The sequence below is a fragment of the uncultured Amphritea sp. genome, from assembly GCF_937127095.1.
Classification (GTDB): domain Bacteria; phylum Pseudomonadota; class Gammaproteobacteria; order Pseudomonadales; family Balneatricaceae; genus Amphritea.
Window position 1 is genome coordinate 93553 of the sequence record NZ_CAKZLP010000060.1, and the last position, 14521, is coordinate 108073.

General features: G+C 50.1%; 18 protein-coding genes. 14 read left to right on the forward strand and 4 right to left on the reverse strand.

The features are described from left to right. Positions 1 to 10: 10 nt before the first annotated feature. From rsxG to Q0499_RS15120, 4 genes are all read left to right on the forward strand, one after another. Complete coding sequence (rsxG, locus tag Q0499_RS15105; RefSeq protein ID WP_299200676.1) at positions 11 to 682, forward strand: electron transport complex subunit RsxG; 672 nt, start codon at positions 11 to 13, stop codon at positions 680 to 682. Continuing rightward, positions 679 to 1365, forward strand: a complete 687-nt coding sequence (locus Q0499_RS15110) for an electron transport complex subunit E (RefSeq protein ID WP_299200678.1) — start codon at positions 679 to 681, stop codon at positions 1363 to 1365. The genes rsxG and Q0499_RS15110 overlap by 4 nt, the downstream gene beginning before the upstream one ends. Beyond that, on the forward strand, positions 1362 to 1628 hold the full coding sequence (locus Q0499_RS15115; protein ID WP_299200680.1) for an RnfH family protein: 267 nt from the start codon (positions 1362 to 1364) through the stop codon (positions 1626 to 1628). The genes Q0499_RS15110 and Q0499_RS15115 overlap by 4 nt, the downstream gene beginning before the upstream one ends. A gap of 107 nt (positions 1629 to 1735) precedes the next feature. Continuing rightward, a complete protein-coding gene (locus Q0499_RS15120; RefSeq protein WP_299200682.1) occupies positions 1736 to 2773 on the forward strand; it encodes an IS110 family transposase in 1038 nt (345 codons plus the stop codon). 593 nt (positions 2774 to 3366) lie between these two features. Here the strand turns inward: Q0499_RS15120 and Q0499_RS15125 are convergent. Continuing rightward, positions 3367 to 3558 (reverse strand): DUF3185 family protein, encoded by a 192-nt coding sequence (locus Q0499_RS15125; protein ID WP_299200684.1) that lies wholly within the window; start codon positions 3556 to 3558, stop codon positions 3367 to 3369. A 122-nt stretch (positions 3559 to 3680) separates the two neighbouring features. After that, positions 3681 to 4082, reverse strand: a complete 402-nt coding sequence (locus Q0499_RS15130) for a GFA family protein (protein ID WP_299200686.1) — start codon at positions 4080 to 4082, stop codon at positions 3681 to 3683. 397 nt (positions 4083 to 4479) lie between these two features. Here Q0499_RS15130 and yghU point away from each other — a divergent pair, with 397 nt between their 5' ends. The 5 genes from yghU to Q0499_RS15155 all read left to right on the forward strand — a co-directional run bounded on the left by yghU (position 4480) and on the right by Q0499_RS15155 (position 7968). Beyond that, positions 4480 to 5352 (forward strand): glutathione-dependent disulfide-bond oxidoreductase, encoded by an 873-nt coding sequence (yghU, locus tag Q0499_RS15135; RefSeq protein ID WP_299200688.1) that lies wholly within the window; start codon positions 4480 to 4482, stop codon positions 5350 to 5352. 690 nt (positions 5353 to 6042) lie between these two features. Continuing rightward, complete coding sequence (locus tag Q0499_RS15140) at positions 6043 to 6588, forward strand: flavodoxin (protein WP_299200690.1); 546 nt, start codon at positions 6043 to 6045, stop codon at positions 6586 to 6588. Positions 6589 to 6733: 145 nt separating this feature from the next. Continuing rightward, positions 6734 to 7354, forward strand: coding sequence for an ATP-dependent Clp endopeptidase proteolytic subunit ClpP (gene clpP, locus Q0499_RS15145; RefSeq protein ID WP_299200692.1), 621 nt, complete (start codon positions 6734 to 6736; stop codon positions 7352 to 7354). Between the two features lie 6 nt (positions 7355 to 7360). Beyond that, positions 7361 to 7636 carry a DUF6156 family protein gene (locus tag Q0499_RS15150; protein WP_299200694.1) on the forward strand — a complete coding sequence of 92 codons (276 nt, stop codon included), beginning with the start codon at positions 7361 to 7363 and terminating at the stop codon, positions 7634 to 7636. Between the two features lie 68 nt (positions 7637 to 7704). Then, positions 7705 to 7968, forward strand: a complete 264-nt coding sequence (locus Q0499_RS15155; RefSeq protein ID WP_299200696.1) for a DUF3144 domain-containing protein — start codon at positions 7705 to 7707, stop codon at positions 7966 to 7968. A gap of 88 nt (positions 7969 to 8056) precedes the next feature. Here Q0499_RS15155 and Q0499_RS15160 read toward each other — a convergent pair whose 3' ends face one another. Continuing rightward, positions 8057 to 9250, reverse strand: coding sequence for a benzoate/H(+) symporter BenE family transporter (locus tag Q0499_RS15160; protein ID WP_299200698.1), 1194 nt, complete (start codon positions 9248 to 9250; stop codon positions 8057 to 8059). Positions 9251 to 9372: 122 nt separating this feature from the next. On the opposite strand from Q0499_RS15160, the gene Q0499_RS15165 reads away from it, so the two are divergent. Beyond that, positions 9373 to 9945, forward strand: coding sequence for an XRE family transcriptional regulator (locus tag Q0499_RS15165; RefSeq protein WP_299200700.1), 573 nt, complete (start codon positions 9373 to 9375; stop codon positions 9943 to 9945). A gap of 104 nt (positions 9946 to 10049) precedes the next feature. Beyond that, positions 10050 to 10265: a dodecin gene (locus Q0499_RS15170; RefSeq protein ID WP_299200702.1), complete on the forward strand. Its 216-nt coding sequence runs from the start codon at positions 10050 to 10052 to the stop codon at positions 10263 to 10265. A 99-nt stretch (positions 10266 to 10364) separates the two neighbouring features. Here the strand turns inward: Q0499_RS15170 and rluF are convergent, their stop codons facing one another. After that, the gene (rluF, locus tag Q0499_RS15175) at positions 10365 to 11258 is read right to left on the reverse strand and encodes a 23S rRNA pseudouridine(2604) synthase RluF (protein ID WP_299200704.1); all 894 of its coding nucleotides are present in this window, start codon (positions 11256 to 11258) and stop codon (positions 10365 to 10367) included. Positions 11259 to 11598: 340 nt separating this feature from the next. Here rluF and Q0499_RS15180 point away from each other — a divergent pair, with 340 nt between their 5' ends. Genes Q0499_RS15180 through Q0499_RS15190 form a run of 3 tightly spaced genes read left to right on the forward strand, consistent with a single transcriptional unit; the run spans position 11599 to position 14442 of the window. Beyond that, positions 11599 to 13602 carry a hypothetical protein gene (locus Q0499_RS15180; protein ID WP_299200707.1) on the forward strand — a complete coding sequence of 668 codons (2004 nt, stop codon included), beginning with the start codon at positions 11599 to 11601 and terminating at the stop codon, positions 13600 to 13602. A gap of 1 nt (position 13603) precedes the next feature. Next, positions 13604 to 13873, forward strand: a complete 270-nt coding sequence (locus tag Q0499_RS15185) for a hypothetical protein (protein WP_205210064.1) — start codon at positions 13604 to 13606, stop codon at positions 13871 to 13873. Between the two features lie 29 nt (positions 13874 to 13902). Next, positions 13903 to 14442, forward strand: a complete 540-nt coding sequence (locus tag Q0499_RS15190; protein ID WP_299200712.1) for a hypothetical protein — start codon at positions 13903 to 13905, stop codon at positions 14440 to 14442. The last annotated feature ends 79 nt before the right edge of the window (positions 14443 to 14521 follow it).

Here is a 14521-nt window from a genome sequence, read left to right on the forward strand (position 1 = left end):
GGAGTAAACGATGAAGCCTACCAGAGCGGTTGCAGTCCCTAGTTTTACCCACCGGATCGGCTATCAGGCCGGGCTGCTGGGGGGTATGGCAACCATTATCAGCCTGCTGCTGATCATGGGCGATCAGAGTACCCGGGACGATATTCAGTTACGCTTGGAGGAGGATACCCGGGCCATGCTGGATCAGGTGCTCCCCGCCGACCTGTACGACAACAACCCGCTGGAGCTGCGCTACCCCCTCAAAGACAGCCCCTTCCCCGGTCACAATGTCGCCTATCTGGCAACGACCAACGGTCAGCTGTCCGGCCTCGCCATGGAAGTAGTCGGCAAAGGCTATAGCGGCGATATCGTGCTGCTGCTGGGGGTCAACGAGAAAGGCGAGATCACCGGCGTACGCACCATCAGCCATGCGGAAACCCCGGGGCTGGGCGACAAAATTGAGATCAAAAAGAATGACTGGGTCACCTCCTTCAATGGTTATTCGCTGGAAAACCTCTCGGCGACCCAGTGGCAGGTGAAAAAAGATGGCGGTGATTTCGATCAGTTCACCGGCGCCACCATCACCCCCCGGGCGGTGGTTAACGCGGTAAAAACCGGCCTCATACATTACAACCAGCAACGCGCCACTATCGAGGCTCAGCTCAGTATTCCGGTTAATCCCGATAAGGAGGGTTCACAATGACACAGCAATCCTATACAGAGATCTGGGCCGACGGGCTATGGAACAACAACGTGGTACTCGGGCAGATGCTGGCGCTCTGCCCGCTGATGGCGGTCACCACCACCGCCAGTAACGGATTAGGTATGGGGGTTGCGACCCTCGCCGTCATGCTGGCGTCGAATATGCTGGTCTCGATGATTCGCGGCATTATTACACCACAGGTACGGATACCGGTCTTTATCCTGCTGATCGCCGCGATGGTCACCCTGGTGGATATGTTCCTCAACGCCTGGATGCACGAACTGTATCAGGTGCTGGGCCTGTTTATTCCGCTGATCGTCACCAACTGCGCCATACTCGGCCGGGTAGAAAGTTTCGCCTCGAAGAACAATGTCGGCCCATCGATGATCGATGGACTGGCGATGGGGATCGGCTTTACCTGGGTGCTGGTATTGCTCGGAGGGATGCGGGAGCTGTTTGGCAGTGGCACCCTGTTCGCTGATGCGTCACTACTGCTGGGAGAAAGCTTCTCCTTTATTGAGCTGACTATCTTTCCCGATTACGGCGGTACCCTGTTGCTAATCCTCCCTCCTGGCGGCTTTATCTGTCTGGGACTTATTCTGGCAGGCAAGCGGGTCACTGACCGTAAACTGGAAGCCCGCAGAAACACAATGACCACCACTCTGCAGGAGGGATCCGTATGAAAGTATCGATCGCCTATGCCGGTGAAAACAAACAGCTCTGGTCCAATATTGAGATCGACGACAGCGCCACAGTAGAGACCGCGATTGCAGCATCTCAGATTCTGGAGCAATGCCCGGAGATCAACCTGAAAACCCAGAAGATCGGCATCTTCGGTAAGCTCACCCGGCTGAACGCACCGCTTGCAGAGGGCGACCGGATCGAGATCTATCGCAAAATCATCCGCGTGTTTGACGAAGATGATGACGATGACGACGATGATTAATTCCTGAAGGGATCAGGGCGTTTTTACCACAGAGATGTATGGACTCCCTCCCCCAAGGGGGGATATACGTAATAAGTGAGTAAACTTCTACCAACGGGAGCCCATACATGGCCAAGCTTAACGTTATCGCAATTGATTTAGCAAAGAATAAATTTCAGGTTTGTAAAGTAGCGCCAGACGGCACGGTAATTTACAACAAGATGGTAAGCCGAAGTCAGCTCAAGAAGCTGTTAGTCACAGAGCGTAAATCGTTAGTCGCGATGGAGTCCTGTGGGGGCGCCCATCACTGGGCACGTTATGCCAAGCAAGAGGGTCATCAGGTAAAAGTCATGTCGGCCAGGAAGGTTAAGCCGTTCTTACAGGGACAAAAAACTGACAAGAACGATGCCGAGGCGATAGCCATCGCCGCCCTACAACCCCAGGTCAAGGCCTGTCGGCTGCTGACAGTAGAAGACCAATGTCAGCAGGGCATTGTGCGTATTCGGGATTTACTGGTGAAGCAGAAAACGGCGTGTGCCAAACAGTTGCGCGACCTGTTGTTGGAATTCGATAATCCGATAGCCAAAGGGGATGCGGCTTTGATAAGAGCCGTGCCAGAGATACTGGAAGACGCAGAAAATCAGTTGCTGGGTGACTTCAGAGCAGTGCTTCACGAGCAGTGGGAGCACCTTAAGGCATTGCTCGAGCGTATAGCAAAAGTTGAACAACACATGCTCCGCCAGATTAATGGCGATGAAGACTGTCAACGTCTACAAGCACTCGAAGGGATAGGGCCGATTAATTCCATTGGCTTAAAAATCACCCTGAGCAATACTGAGCACTTCAGAAATAGCCGTGACGCGTCGGCCTGTATTGGCGCCACCCCTGTTCAACACAGTAGTGGCGGGAAAGAGACGATTGGCTCAATATCGAAAATATCGGGGCATAAAATGTTGCGCAGCACTCTGTATGAAGGGTCCATGGCGGTCATACGGTACCTGGATAAACGAGAAGCCCGTACCGTCAAAGAGCAATGGCTGAAACAATTAATAGCCAGGCGGGGAAAGAAAGTGGCCGCCATCGCCCTGGTCAACAAGAATATTCGCACCGCCTATGCCATGCTGAAAAACGGTACCGAGTATCAGCCAGTGATGTTAGCGGCATAATGAATTAACACGATTGAAATGTATAACCTTATTCACGAGTTCGTCACCAAGAGCGTAAGTTAAACCGGTAAGACCAACCTTCAAGAGACTGTTTTGTGCCAAGGTAGTACGATGCCGCCACAGAGAAAAAGTCATGAAGGTGCGAAGACATCAAAGGGCCAGAGTTAGCTACTCAAATCAGAGCCCGTATATAAGTCCGCATCTGACCAAGTTTTAAACACTATCTCGTTGACAACGTAGAGGGAGTCCATATAAGGGCACAGAGGACACAGAGAAAAGAATTACTCGTTCCCACGCCCCCGCGTGGGAATGCATACCTCGCTGACCATACTCCGCAAACCTTAAATACTCCAGGCCTCCGGCATAACCTTTTCACTGGAGCATCACCAATGCAGAGCTTCATCCACATTACCTCGCTGGATGAGGGCGACCGGATTGGGATCTATCGCAAAATCATCCGCGTTCCTGACGACGATGATTAAGCCACCAGGGCGTTTTTACCACAGAGAGCACAGAGGACTCAGAGAAAAGAATCTGGAGAGATTTAATTTGTCTCCCTTCCCACCTCATTTAAATAAACTCAATGCTTGAGTTTATTTAACTTTTAACACGCCAACAGCGATGCAAATGGCTCCACCCACCATTCCCGCCCAAGCCTCAAGTGGAGTATCACCACTTAATGCCCTGCCGATTTGAGAGCTGGCTGAGTCATAAATGTTGTAACCCCATACTGTTAAGGCAGCACCGATGATGATAAGTACAATACCAATAACCTTATTATTCATGTTAATTCCTCAGCGAAAATAAATGTGAGTAAATAGGCACATAATGCCTTTGCGCTGCGACGAACGTAGCGAGTCCGGCGCCGATAGGCGCGAACTGCCACAGTCTGTTATGTGATAGCTGCTCACTCTGGCAGTCCCTCGAATTCTTGCAGCTCACCTAAACCTTTTTCCCAAGCAGCTTTCCTGGATGTAAAGATGTGAGCTGTTGGTGACATAGAGACTTCCGTATCCAAACACCCGGCGGGAATGACGAGCAGACCTACCTCATGAATGCCTGGCAATGCCGAACCGCAGAACTTACAAAAACTTTTCTTATGGCGAGTGCCGGGAAGCGTGAAGGTAGTCACAGAATCTGACCCCGCCAACCAGGTCAACTTAGCTGACTTCGAAAATAAATTAGCCGCATGAGCAGACCCGGTATCTTTCTGGCAAAACTGACAGTGACACATGTAAAAGCTGTCGAACTCCCCTTGCACTTCAAATATCGTAGTGCCACACAGACAAGAACCCAAGTAATCAGTCATCAATCCCCCTTCTTATATGGCATGTAGGTGACGCACTCAGTCGTGGTAGAGCACCCCGTTACCGAGGCGACCCCACACAGATCCGGACGTGCGGAATTACCGCATCCGGCTCTTCAATAAGATCTTTGCCCGTGTAAAACTAAGCCCTAATTGTACTCCACCTTCCTCACGGTTAGTGCACGTACATTAAACAATCTTAACAGCTGTGCGAACCCACTCCAGTTGTAGCTTCGCCGCTGACTACCTCGGTTTAACCATTTATACAGCGTCCTCACTGTCTGATAATATAGATATCCTTCATCCAGAGTATTATTTGTTTTCCTCATTAAGATAAAGCACACTCAGACATCACTTACAGCACCAACAACAGCAATAACGTCACGATCAAGGAGGTCCTATGAGTGAACAATACATCCCCCCTGCAGTCTGGGTAGATGATACTGCCGGTGGCAACGAATGGGCGAACATCAACAGTCCAGTGTCAGGGGCACGTTACCAACAGGATCTGCCAGTGGGTGATCACCCTTTCCAGCTGTATTCGCTGGGCACCCCCAATGGTCAGAAAGTTACCATTATGCTCGAAGAGCTACTGTTGCTTGGCATAAAAGAGGCTGAATACGATGCTTATCTGATTAATATAGGTAAGTCGGAACAGTTCTCTTCCGGCTTTGTCGGCGTTAACCCAAACTCAAAAATTCCCGCACTGGTCGACAGATCGGGGGAAGAGGATGTGAATGTCTTCGAATCGGCATCGATTCTGGTTCATTTAGCTGAGAAGTTTGGTCAGTTCCTGCCACAAAGCGGCCCCAGCCGGACAGCGGTATTCAACTGGTTGTTCTGGGCCCAGGGTTCCGCTCCCTTTCTCGGTGGCGGCTTTGGCCATTTCTACGCCTATGCTGATAAAAAACAGGAATACCCCATCAATCGCTATGCCATGGAAACTAAGCGCCAGCTGGACGTGTTAGATAAACAGCTGGCAAAACATCCCTATGTGGCAGGCGATCAATACAGCATCGCGGATATCGCCATCTGGCCTTGGTATGGCAATCTGGTTCTGGGTCGATTGTATGATGCCGCAGAGTTTCTGCAGGTTGAAAGCTATACCCACGTGCTGCGCTGGGCACAGATGCTGGAACAACGCGAAGGCGTCAAACGTGGCCGCATCGTTAACAAGTCCTCGGGGGAGGCATGGGAACAACGGCGCGAACGTCATTCAGCTGAAGATATTGATGAGGTTTTGGCTTTAGGCTCGCACAAAGCGAGAGAGTAGTTAGAACGGAAACTTCGTTTCCTGCTAGTGGTTAGACGCGACTGCGTCGCTTGCTAGAAAAAGCGGATAAAGAGCGCTCAGATCTTACATGTTGCAAAGCTGCACAATTACAGTCCTGGCACTAATCTCTCCCTCTGTGTTCTCGGTGTCCTTAGCATGCCCTCTGGGTACTGTGGTGAACCGCTTTTTCTAACCCCTAGCCCGTGGCGCAGCCACGTCTAGAGTAGTTAGAACGGAAACTTCGTTTCCTGCTAGTCGTTAGACGCGACTGCATCGCTTGCTAGATAAAAGCCGTGGCTCGTCGCTCGTCGTTCGTAACAGCAAAAAGGCTGCCGGGTTGTTACCTTTAAGAATGCATGAAATACCAGAAAGCTCAGTATCACTACCGGGCTTTTCGCTTTTTCTAACCACTAGCAAGTGGCGCAGCCACGTCTAACGGCTAATCTTTCCCTCCTTGTAGCAAACCCCACAACAGCCAGAATCGATCAAATACTATCAATGTAGGCTTTCTAACAAACGCCGGGGATAGTCATACGTAAATAATTTTTACTCATATTTATCAATCACTTATTTTTATAAAAATCATGGTACGTTAACTGCAATATTGCCTGTACGCACGTTTAATTCGCATTGTTTATTTGCGCACTGCAGTCCAGTTTTTTACGCACTTTAGTGCAAAAGGAGATTGATATGTCACGTATTGGTTTGTTTTTTGGCACCGACACCGGTAAGACCCGTAAAGTAGCCAAAATGATCAAAAAGAAGTTTGACGATGAGGTGATGGCCAGCCCGTTAAACGTTAACCGTGCAGAACCCTCTGCTTTTGCAGACTACGAGTATCTGATTATCGGCTCTCCAACACTGGGCGAAGGACTGTTGCCTGGCCTGTCTGCAGACTGTGAAAATGAAAGCTGGGAAGAGTTTCTGCCTGAGATTGATGATGTTGATCTGAACGGAAAAACCGTCGCCATCTTTGGTCTGGGCGATCAGGTAGGTTATCCGGACGAGTTTCTTGATGCCATGGGCGAGCTTTACGATTTTGTCACCGAGCGTGGCGCTAAAGTTGTGGGTTCATGGCCAACCGATGGCTATGAGTTCGCACACTCTGAAGCGGTCGGTGAAGATGGTAAGTTTGTCGGTCTGGCACTGGATCTTGATAACCAGTCAAACCTGACGGAAGAGCGCCTGAATGCCTGGTTAGCGCAGATTGCGCCTGACTTTGATCTGCCGCTCTGAGTGCCGGTCTGATTTTTTAATACGTTTTCCTATTAGTTACGGTATTCCCTGCCGTACGCCTTTTACGCGTAGCTCTCAGGGCTACGCTTTTTTTTCCGGCAGACAGCCTGTTGCGCTGGCTGGCGTGTTCATTTGAGGTATTGCGATGATCAATCCCAACGGTTCCGGAACTGACATACTCAATGCACTTGTCCCGATGGTGGTGGAACAATCCGCCAAGGGCGAGCGAGCCTACGATATCTATTCGAGATTGTTAAAGGAGCGGGTCATTTTTCTCATCGGCCCGGTCGAAGACCACATGGCCAACCTGGTTGTTGCCCAGCTGCTATTTCTGGAAGCGGAAAACCCGAGTAAAGATATCCACCTCTACATCAACTCACCGGGTGGCTCCGTCACCGCTGGGATGTCTATTTATGACACCATGCAGTTTATTAAACCGGATGTCAGCACTATGTGTATGGGCCAGGCCGCCAGTATGGGCGCGTTTCTGCTGGCCGGTGGTACCCAGGGCAAACGCTTCGCCCTGCCCAACGCCCGGGTGATGATCCATCAGCCATTGGGAGGGTATCAGGGGCAAGCATCTGACATTGAGATTCACACCAAAGAGATTCTCAACATTCGCCACAAGCTCAACAGTTTGCTGGCCAAGCATAGTGGGCAGTCGATGGAGACCATCACCCGGGACACCGACCGCGATAACTTTATGACCGCGGATGCTGCCAAAGCCTATGGCCTGATTGATGAAGTGTTGATTCAACGGGGTTAATAACCGATGGCAGATCTTCAGCAATTTAACCATTTTTATCTCAGTTACAGTGGCATCAAACTGCCGCTGAAGCTGGTCGGCCCGATAGAACCGTCAGAGATCGAAAACCGTAACACTTTTTTTGCCTCGAAGGTTGATGATCAGGGCCGGGTGACCGAGATCGCTAAAGTGGTCTACAACGAGATCGAATTACACCACCACTACCGCTATAACGATGATGACCAGAGCCTGATTCAGGCGGTCATCATCGCTGACGGGGAAACCCATACCATTCAGTATTGAGGTCAGGGGCAACCCTGTTCCAACGCGGTTGTCATACCGGACTGCCGCTTATTATCGGAGAGAAGATCATGCTTGAATCAGACTTTTTTGAAGTGTCCGATGAATTTATCAACCTTGCCAACGATCTCGGCAACGAGTGGGCTCAGCCGATGCTCAGTGCGTCGATTATGCATGCAGCGGCGCGTTTTAATGCGTTTCACCTGATGTCTCAGGATGATAAAGGTGATATCAATACCGCTATCGATTTTCTTACCACGCAATACAAACAGATGCTGATTGAGAACCTGCGCGAACTGAAAAGCGGCCAGCCGGATATGCTCAATCACAGCTGACCTGTTCCCGGTGCCCTCAGCAGTAAGATAGAGAGCACCACAGCGAACACAGAGGCGTGCAGGTATAAGTACCCTCTGAACACAATGGCTAGCGGCTGAGGCTGACACTCTTCTGTACATAGTAGGCGATCAGGCCGATACACAAACCCCAGAACGCACTGCTGATGCCCAGCAGGTTCAGCCCGGACGCGGTGACTAAAAAGGTCAGCAACGCCGCTTCTCTTTCGCCGGGGTCAGCCAGCGCAGCCGACAGACTGTTGCCAATGGTACTTAACAGCGCCAGCCCTGCTATCGCCATTACCAGCGCCGTTGGAAAAGCGGTAAACAGTGAGGCAATCGTTGAACCAAATAGCCCGGTTAACAGATAAAAACCCCCGGCCCACACCGAAGCCATATAGCGTTTTGAAGGGTCCTGTCCGGCTTCATTGCCCATACAGATCGCCGCCGTGATCGCCGCCAGGTTATATGAGAACCCGCCAAAGGGTGCCAGCACCACCCCGGCAAAACCGGTCCAGGTGAGTAGCGGCGAAACCGGCGTTTCATAACCATTGGCCCGCAGCACAGCGACACCCGGTACATTCTGCGAGGCCATGGTGATAATAAACAGTGGCACACCGACGCCGATAATGCTTTGCAGGTTAAACGCCGGCGTCACCCAGACCGGCGTCGATAGCTGCCAGCTGAGCACGTCTATATTCAGCTGGCCCTGAAAAAAAGATAACCCACTGCCCACCAGCAACACAATGGGAATGGTATAACGTGGCAAGAGCGTTTTAACGAGGATAAAAACACCCAACATCATCCCGACCAGTAGCAGGCTGGACTCCATCACATTGAACAGATTGATACCAAACTGCAATAACACCCCGGCCAGCATCGCCCCGGCCAGCGGCATCGGCACATGATGCATTATTTTTTCAAACCATCCGGTGATGCCACACAACAGAATCAGGCTGGAGCTAAAGATAAAAATACCGATCGCTTCATTGATCGGCACACCGGACAGCGCTGTCACCAGCAGTGCAGCCCCCGGCGTCGACCAGGCAGTTAATACCGGGGTGCGAAAATAGAGTGACAAACCGATACTGGTGAGCCCCATGCCGATCCCCAGCGCCCACAACCAGGAACTAATCTCAGCCGCGGAGGCCCCGGCTGCGCCAGCAGCCTGAAAGATAATCACCGCGGAGCTGGTGTAACCGACTAACACCGCCACAAAACCCGCCGATACATGTGACAGGCTGAAAAAACTTTTTATCCCTTGCCGATCCATTATTGATCCCATGCTGACAACCTCATACACTCGGGCAACCGAAGTGTGCGCTATAACGCTCAAAGCAGAAAGAGTAGCATTGTGCGCTATAGCGCACAACAGAAAACTCTGTGTCACCCATGATGGAAAAATCTGTGCAGGAAATTAATCAGTATCTCGCGAAAACCTTAAAAGTGTTGCGTCAGGAAAAAGGCTGGAGCCTTGACCGTGCCGCCAGTGAAACCGGGGTGAGTAAGGCGATGTTAGGCCAGATTGAGCGGGGAGAATCCAGCCCGACCATCGCCACGATGTGGAAAATATCAAAAGGATTTCATCAATCACTTTCCAGTCTGTTAGAGCCGCCCGCTGAGGCCAGCAGCAACACCCTTATTCGCCCCCCCTCAGGACAACCCACATCACTGGCCAGCGACGGCGCCCCGATTGCGCCGATCTTCCCCTATGAGGAACGGTTTGGTTTTGAGATGTTTGAGTTAACCCTGCTGCCGGGCTATGAACGACTTTCAGAACCCCATATTCAGGGAGTCACAGAGCACCTGGTTGTGCTCAGTGGAGAGATGGAACTACTGGTGGATGGTGAGTGGCTGCAACTGACTAAAGGCGCATCAGTACGCTTTGCCGGAGACACGCCTCACGGCTATAGAAATCGCAGCCAGGCCCCGGCAACCTTTCACAACATACTTCACTACCGTCAGGATCTCTGCGAGTAGAATCTGGCAGATGAGCTTTGACCCTCGCCATCCCTACCCGGTCGCCATTTTTAAGCTACGCTTAATCCTGTACTTATCATGATCTATCAGAACAGGAGTTAAAAATGTCTGATCACCATACTTACAGGAAGATCGAAGTTGTAGGTTCATCCCCAACAGGAACCGACGACGCGATTCGTAATGCGCTGGCTCAATGCAGCAAAACGATTAAAAATATCGACTGGTTTGAAGTGGTCGAAACCCGCGGACATGTGGTTAATGGAGAGGTGGGACACTTTCAGGTCACCCTGAAGGTTGGCTTCAGGATAGAGAACAGCTGACGACTGACAGGAGAGCATACTCTCCTGCCCTCTGCGTCTGAGCTGGCAGTCGTTGTCAGCTCGGACAGATGGACGTTACGTTTGAGGGTAAAGCAGACCTTAACGACGCCGCGCTTTTCGCGCAGGGCGACCCGACTTACTGCGAGGGCTTTCACCAGATTTCGGCGAATACCCAGAGCGCTCACCCGCTTTGGCTTTCTGTTGATTACGGGGTGGGGTTTTCTTTTTACTCTGACCGCCAGGTTTTTTCTTCTGTCCCGCAGGCGCTTCTGAGGAGGATGCCGCAGCGGCTTTTAAAATCACCTTCAGTTCACCCTCTGTCAGATCCCGCCATTCGCCCACCGGCAAACCTTTGAGATCGACATTCATAATCCGTACCCGCTCCAGCTTTGTGACTTCATAATTGAAGTGTTCACACATCCGGCGAATCTGGCGGTTAAGGCCCTGAATCAGGGTGATACGAAACACCTTGGGCGACTCTTTGGTGATCTTACATTTCTTGGTGATCACACCGAGCATCGGCACCCCGGCACTCATACCGGCAATAAACTCATCGGTGATCGGTTTGTTAACCGTCACCAGATACTCTTTCTCATGCTTGTTACCCGCACGCAGTATCTTATTCACCAGGTCGCCATTGTTGGTCAGAAAAATAAGCCCCTGAGAGTCTTTATCCAACCGGCCAATGGGGAAAATCCGGGTACTGTGATTGACAAAATCGACGATATTGTTGCGCTCACTGCCCTCAGTGGTACTGACCACCCCCACCGGTTTATTCAACGCGATAAACACCAGATCTTCCGCTTCTTCCGGATCGATCGCCTGACCATTCACCTTCACCAGATCGCCGGGAGAGACCCGGTCACCAATCGCCGCACGCTTACCATTGATAAACACATTGCCCTGTTCAATAAAACGATCCGCATCCCGGCGGGAGCAGATACCACTGTCACTGATATATTTATTTAAACGGGTCGATGTGTCACTCAACATAGATTCATGTCTCAATAAGGTGGGGCTGAAATAACTTAATAGAAAGCCACAGCGAAGGGCCGCTATCTGATGTACGCGTATTCTTGACCAAATGACCGGCATGCGCCAGCCCTGTCGTAAAATTAAGAGCAAAATTAAGAGCGATGTTAAAGCAGCCGTCGGTAAGCGCTGTTCTCTGTGGCACCACTGGCAACTATTAAGTGTATGGAGAGGCTTTACCACAGATGAGACTAAATAATATCTGGAGTCTGCGGTGCGCACTCACTAAAGATTTCCACTTCACCTCAAAATCGGTTATCTTCTTCACTCCTCAAAAATCACCCTCACAAGGACAGTGAGTATGTTACACCCCATGGACAGGGCTCAGTTATGCAGTGGCAACGATCTCACTGCCGAAAAACTCCCCTATGTTATTCGCCCGCAAGAAGCCCTGAACACCGCTCGAAGGATGTGGACCAATGACTTCGAGCGCTCGAAACTGATACGTTTTAGCCCGAAGCCCCGGCATACGCGCCATAATCGGCGTCTACCTTTTCCCCCGTCGCTGGAAAATTCGATTCGTACCGGTCAACTGATATTGCTCCGGGCTGATGCCCGTATGGTCACCGCCCCGGTGGTTAGCCAGCAAAATGGTGAGCTACAAGCTTCCGCGTTAGAGCGGGAGTCACTGATGTTTCGCACCACCATCGAACGGGCGATCAAACGCAGCAGCTTCAGCAATGGCCGTGTCACTACCCCAGATACAGTCCCAGAAGCACCAATGAGTTTTGCCGACAGCATCGCCGCAAACAACAAGTATCTGCTGGGCGAAGATAAACAAGCCAAAGAGAAACAGTACTGCGTAGATCTTCAGTGTGTCTGGGATAACGGCCAGTCAGTAGGTGAAATCCCCATACTACTAACCTTTGATAACGGTGAAGTGCAGCGGCACACTCTACCCGCCAATGGTCACCTGGTCGTAGAGGGAGCTCCCTCCGCCAGTTATAAAGCACAGCTTAAACCTGAGGAGGATGACACATCAGCACTTCGTACCTCGATTCAGGAAACCCTCACCGCCATCATTGAGCAAGAAAAAGCCGAAGCGGCAAGGCATCAGTCATTGCAAGATCAGATGAGTATTGTTGAAAATGTTGTGGTGCATAGCGGCGCAATGATGTGGGGGGTGTGGAACTGGGCAAAAGATACGGCCGAAGCACTGGATGCTACGGCCAGACTGGTAACACCTGCTGGGAACTTAAGCAGAGCGTTGCAAGCATCCTATGCTGCCAGCCAGGCCGGGCCAGAATCCACATGGCAGGAAACATTCCTTAAAAGCTATAGTGACCAGCAACACGAAGACTTTCTAAAAGCCTTAGGTTTTGATCCTTTACAGATCAAAAAAGAACAGTTGGCAGAAGCCTATGAAATTGCCAACTTCGTGTATGAAGATGATCCTACACGAGCCGCGCTTAAACAGTTTTCAAAAAACTACGTTACTGCACAGGATAGTATTGAACTTGCCGAGTCACTGGCACCGACAGTAGCAGATACGATTCTAACGGCTGTACTGACAGCGGTAACAGGTGTTGGAGGAGCCTTTATCGTTGCCAGAGCGGGACAATCGTTGTTCAAAAAACTGGGCAGATTATTAGTCAGTCTTGGTAAGGCCCTGAAAAAGTCTGAACTTTCAAAACGCATCGTCAGTAAGCTGAGTAACAAGCCTGAGAGATTCGAAATTCGGCGACCCGAAGCTCAGAAAGTGGCAGAGCCGAAGCGGGTTGATGGGAATCGAAATGATGGTACGATGCGGGGTGGGAGTGTTGCTCCAAACAAGGCGTTAGTATCTCCAGCAGAAGTTAGCTGGAATACTTCAAGAGCCTTAGGCATGGAAATAAGCGACCCAAGAGATTATGCAGTTGGTAAGCAAATGTTTGAGTCCTTGCAGCAAGCAGGGGTGTCCCCAGATAGGGCATTGCGTATGTCACGGGATATGTTGGAATCCGGCGCTGATTTACCATCTACAGTATCACTACAACAGGGCGACCAGTTATTTAAGCTAGTTCCAACAGGGGCACCACCGAGTGGCTCAACTCCATATTTTGTGACTGGGGATGTACTAGAGCGTTTGCCTAATAATCCTCAAACTATTGGGGAAATACTCGGTTTGCCACAAGTCCCCAATAGCTTTGAATTATATTCAATAACAGCGAAAAGCAATGTTGATGTTTTCCAAAGTCAGATCGCAAAGTTCTCGGTTAACAATGGAGAGTATTTGAGAAGCGGCGGAGAGATTCAAACGTTAGTGACAAGGCGTGATTTGTTTACGGAAGCTCAATCTATGAATCGTTACATAACGGGGCAATGAAATGTCAGAAGACAAACTTAAAAGACTAAAAACTGAGGCAAAGTCACTAGAACAGCTTCTTAAACAAGAAGCTGTTTCTAGCGAAAATGCAGTTGTAGCTTTGAATGAGCTTGAAGTCATATTCAACCAAGTTAAGAGCATGAATCAGTATGCGGTATTGGGGCGCATAAGGCTTGATCGTTTATTCATTGAAGGTGATTTGGCAAACAATATGGAGCTATCCGATTGTTATAGTAGATTTGCAAATTTAGCTGAGGGTCTTGAGGTGTAGTTCCCAACCAATTGGCCGGACGCTGGACTATGAATCAAACACTGAAAATAACGCTTTTGAAACGCAAATTTCAGAGCCTGGAATACATTGAAGAGTTTATTACAAACTACCAGCAATTTATTCAAACCGGGCTGGATGCTTTTGATGCTTACAAAGCGTACCGTCAGCGACACCCTGAATTTAAACCAAATGATGTGATGGCCTTTGAGGAATCGTTTTGGGAGAACCAGGTTAAGCCCAACTTTCATGGAATGCTTCAACGCTCAACAGAAGCATTGAGTAGTGCAAAAAAGGGGAAAACAACCACCGCTCGCTCATTAGCAGGCAGTTTTCGCGGCCTCAGCCGAGGTTTTGATGGTGTAGGTGAAACCTTTATGGAAGTTGTTCAAACAGGGCTCGAAGATAAATTTTTGAGACAATGGAAGCAAACAAGTAGGCAAGCGACGGTTATTGAGTCAACGATAAACTCTTGGTGGGAAGATGATGAAATACTTGACGAGGAAATCACTGGACCCATTGATGAAAGTGAATTGCTGAAGTATCTCAAAGCAGGTGAATCTATGAGCTAAATTGCATTCGTTCAGCTAAGGGAGCTTTGACTGCCCCCAAGACGATCTCTCTGGGATCTATTTGGTGTTATTGACCACA

Excerpts from the sequence above, each read along its gene's own strand:
- rsxG (WP_299200676.1), top strand. The coding sequence starts at position 11 with ATGAAGCCTACCAGAGCGGTTGCAGTCCCTAGTTTTACCCACCGGATC.
- Q0499_RS15110 (WP_299200678.1), top strand. The coding sequence starts at position 679 with ATGACACAGCAATCCTATACAGAGATCTGGGCCGACGGGCTATGGAAC.
- Q0499_RS15115 (WP_299200680.1), top strand. The coding sequence starts at position 1,362 with ATGAAAGTATCGATCGCCTATGCCGGTGAAAACAAACAGCTCTGGTCC.
- Q0499_RS15120 (WP_299200682.1), top strand. The coding sequence starts at position 1,736 with ATGGCCAAGCTTAACGTTATCGCAATTGATTTAGCAAAGAATAAATTT.
- Q0499_RS15125 (WP_299200684.1), bottom strand. The coding sequence starts at position 3,558 with ATGAATAATAAGGTTATTGGTATTGTACTTATCATCATCGGTGCTGCC.
- Q0499_RS15130 (WP_299200686.1), bottom strand. The coding sequence starts at position 4,082 with ATGACTGATTACTTGGGTTCTTGTCTGTGTGGCACTACGATATTTGAA.
- yghU (WP_299200688.1), top strand. The coding sequence starts at position 4,480 with ATGAGTGAACAATACATCCCCCCTGCAGTCTGGGTAGATGATACTGCC.
- Q0499_RS15140 (WP_299200690.1), top strand. The coding sequence starts at position 6,043 with ATGTCACGTATTGGTTTGTTTTTTGGCACCGACACCGGTAAGACCCGT.
- clpP (WP_299200692.1), top strand. The coding sequence starts at position 6,734 with ATGATCAATCCCAACGGTTCCGGAACTGACATACTCAATGCACTTGTC.
- Q0499_RS15150 (WP_299200694.1), top strand. The coding sequence starts at position 7,361 with ATGGCAGATCTTCAGCAATTTAACCATTTTTATCTCAGTTACAGTGGC.
- Q0499_RS15155 (WP_299200696.1), top strand. The coding sequence starts at position 7,705 with ATGCTTGAATCAGACTTTTTTGAAGTGTCCGATGAATTTATCAACCTT.
- Q0499_RS15160 (WP_299200698.1), bottom strand. The coding sequence starts at position 9,250 with ATGGGATCAATAATGGATCGGCAAGGGATAAAAAGTTTTTTCAGCCTG.
- Q0499_RS15170 (WP_299200702.1), top strand. The coding sequence starts at position 10,050 with ATGTCTGATCACCATACTTACAGGAAGATCGAAGTTGTAGGTTCATCC.
- rluF (WP_299200704.1), bottom strand. The coding sequence starts at position 11,258 with ATGTTGAGTGACACATCGACCCGTTTAAATAAATATATCAGTGACAGT.
- Q0499_RS15180 (WP_299200707.1), top strand. The coding sequence starts at position 11,599 with ATGTTACACCCCATGGACAGGGCTCAGTTATGCAGTGGCAACGATCTC.
- Q0499_RS15185 (WP_205210064.1), top strand. The coding sequence starts at position 13,604 with ATGTCAGAAGACAAACTTAAAAGACTAAAAACTGAGGCAAAGTCACTA.
- Q0499_RS15190 (WP_299200712.1), top strand. The coding sequence starts at position 13,903 with ATGAATCAAACACTGAAAATAACGCTTTTGAAACGCAAATTTCAGAGC.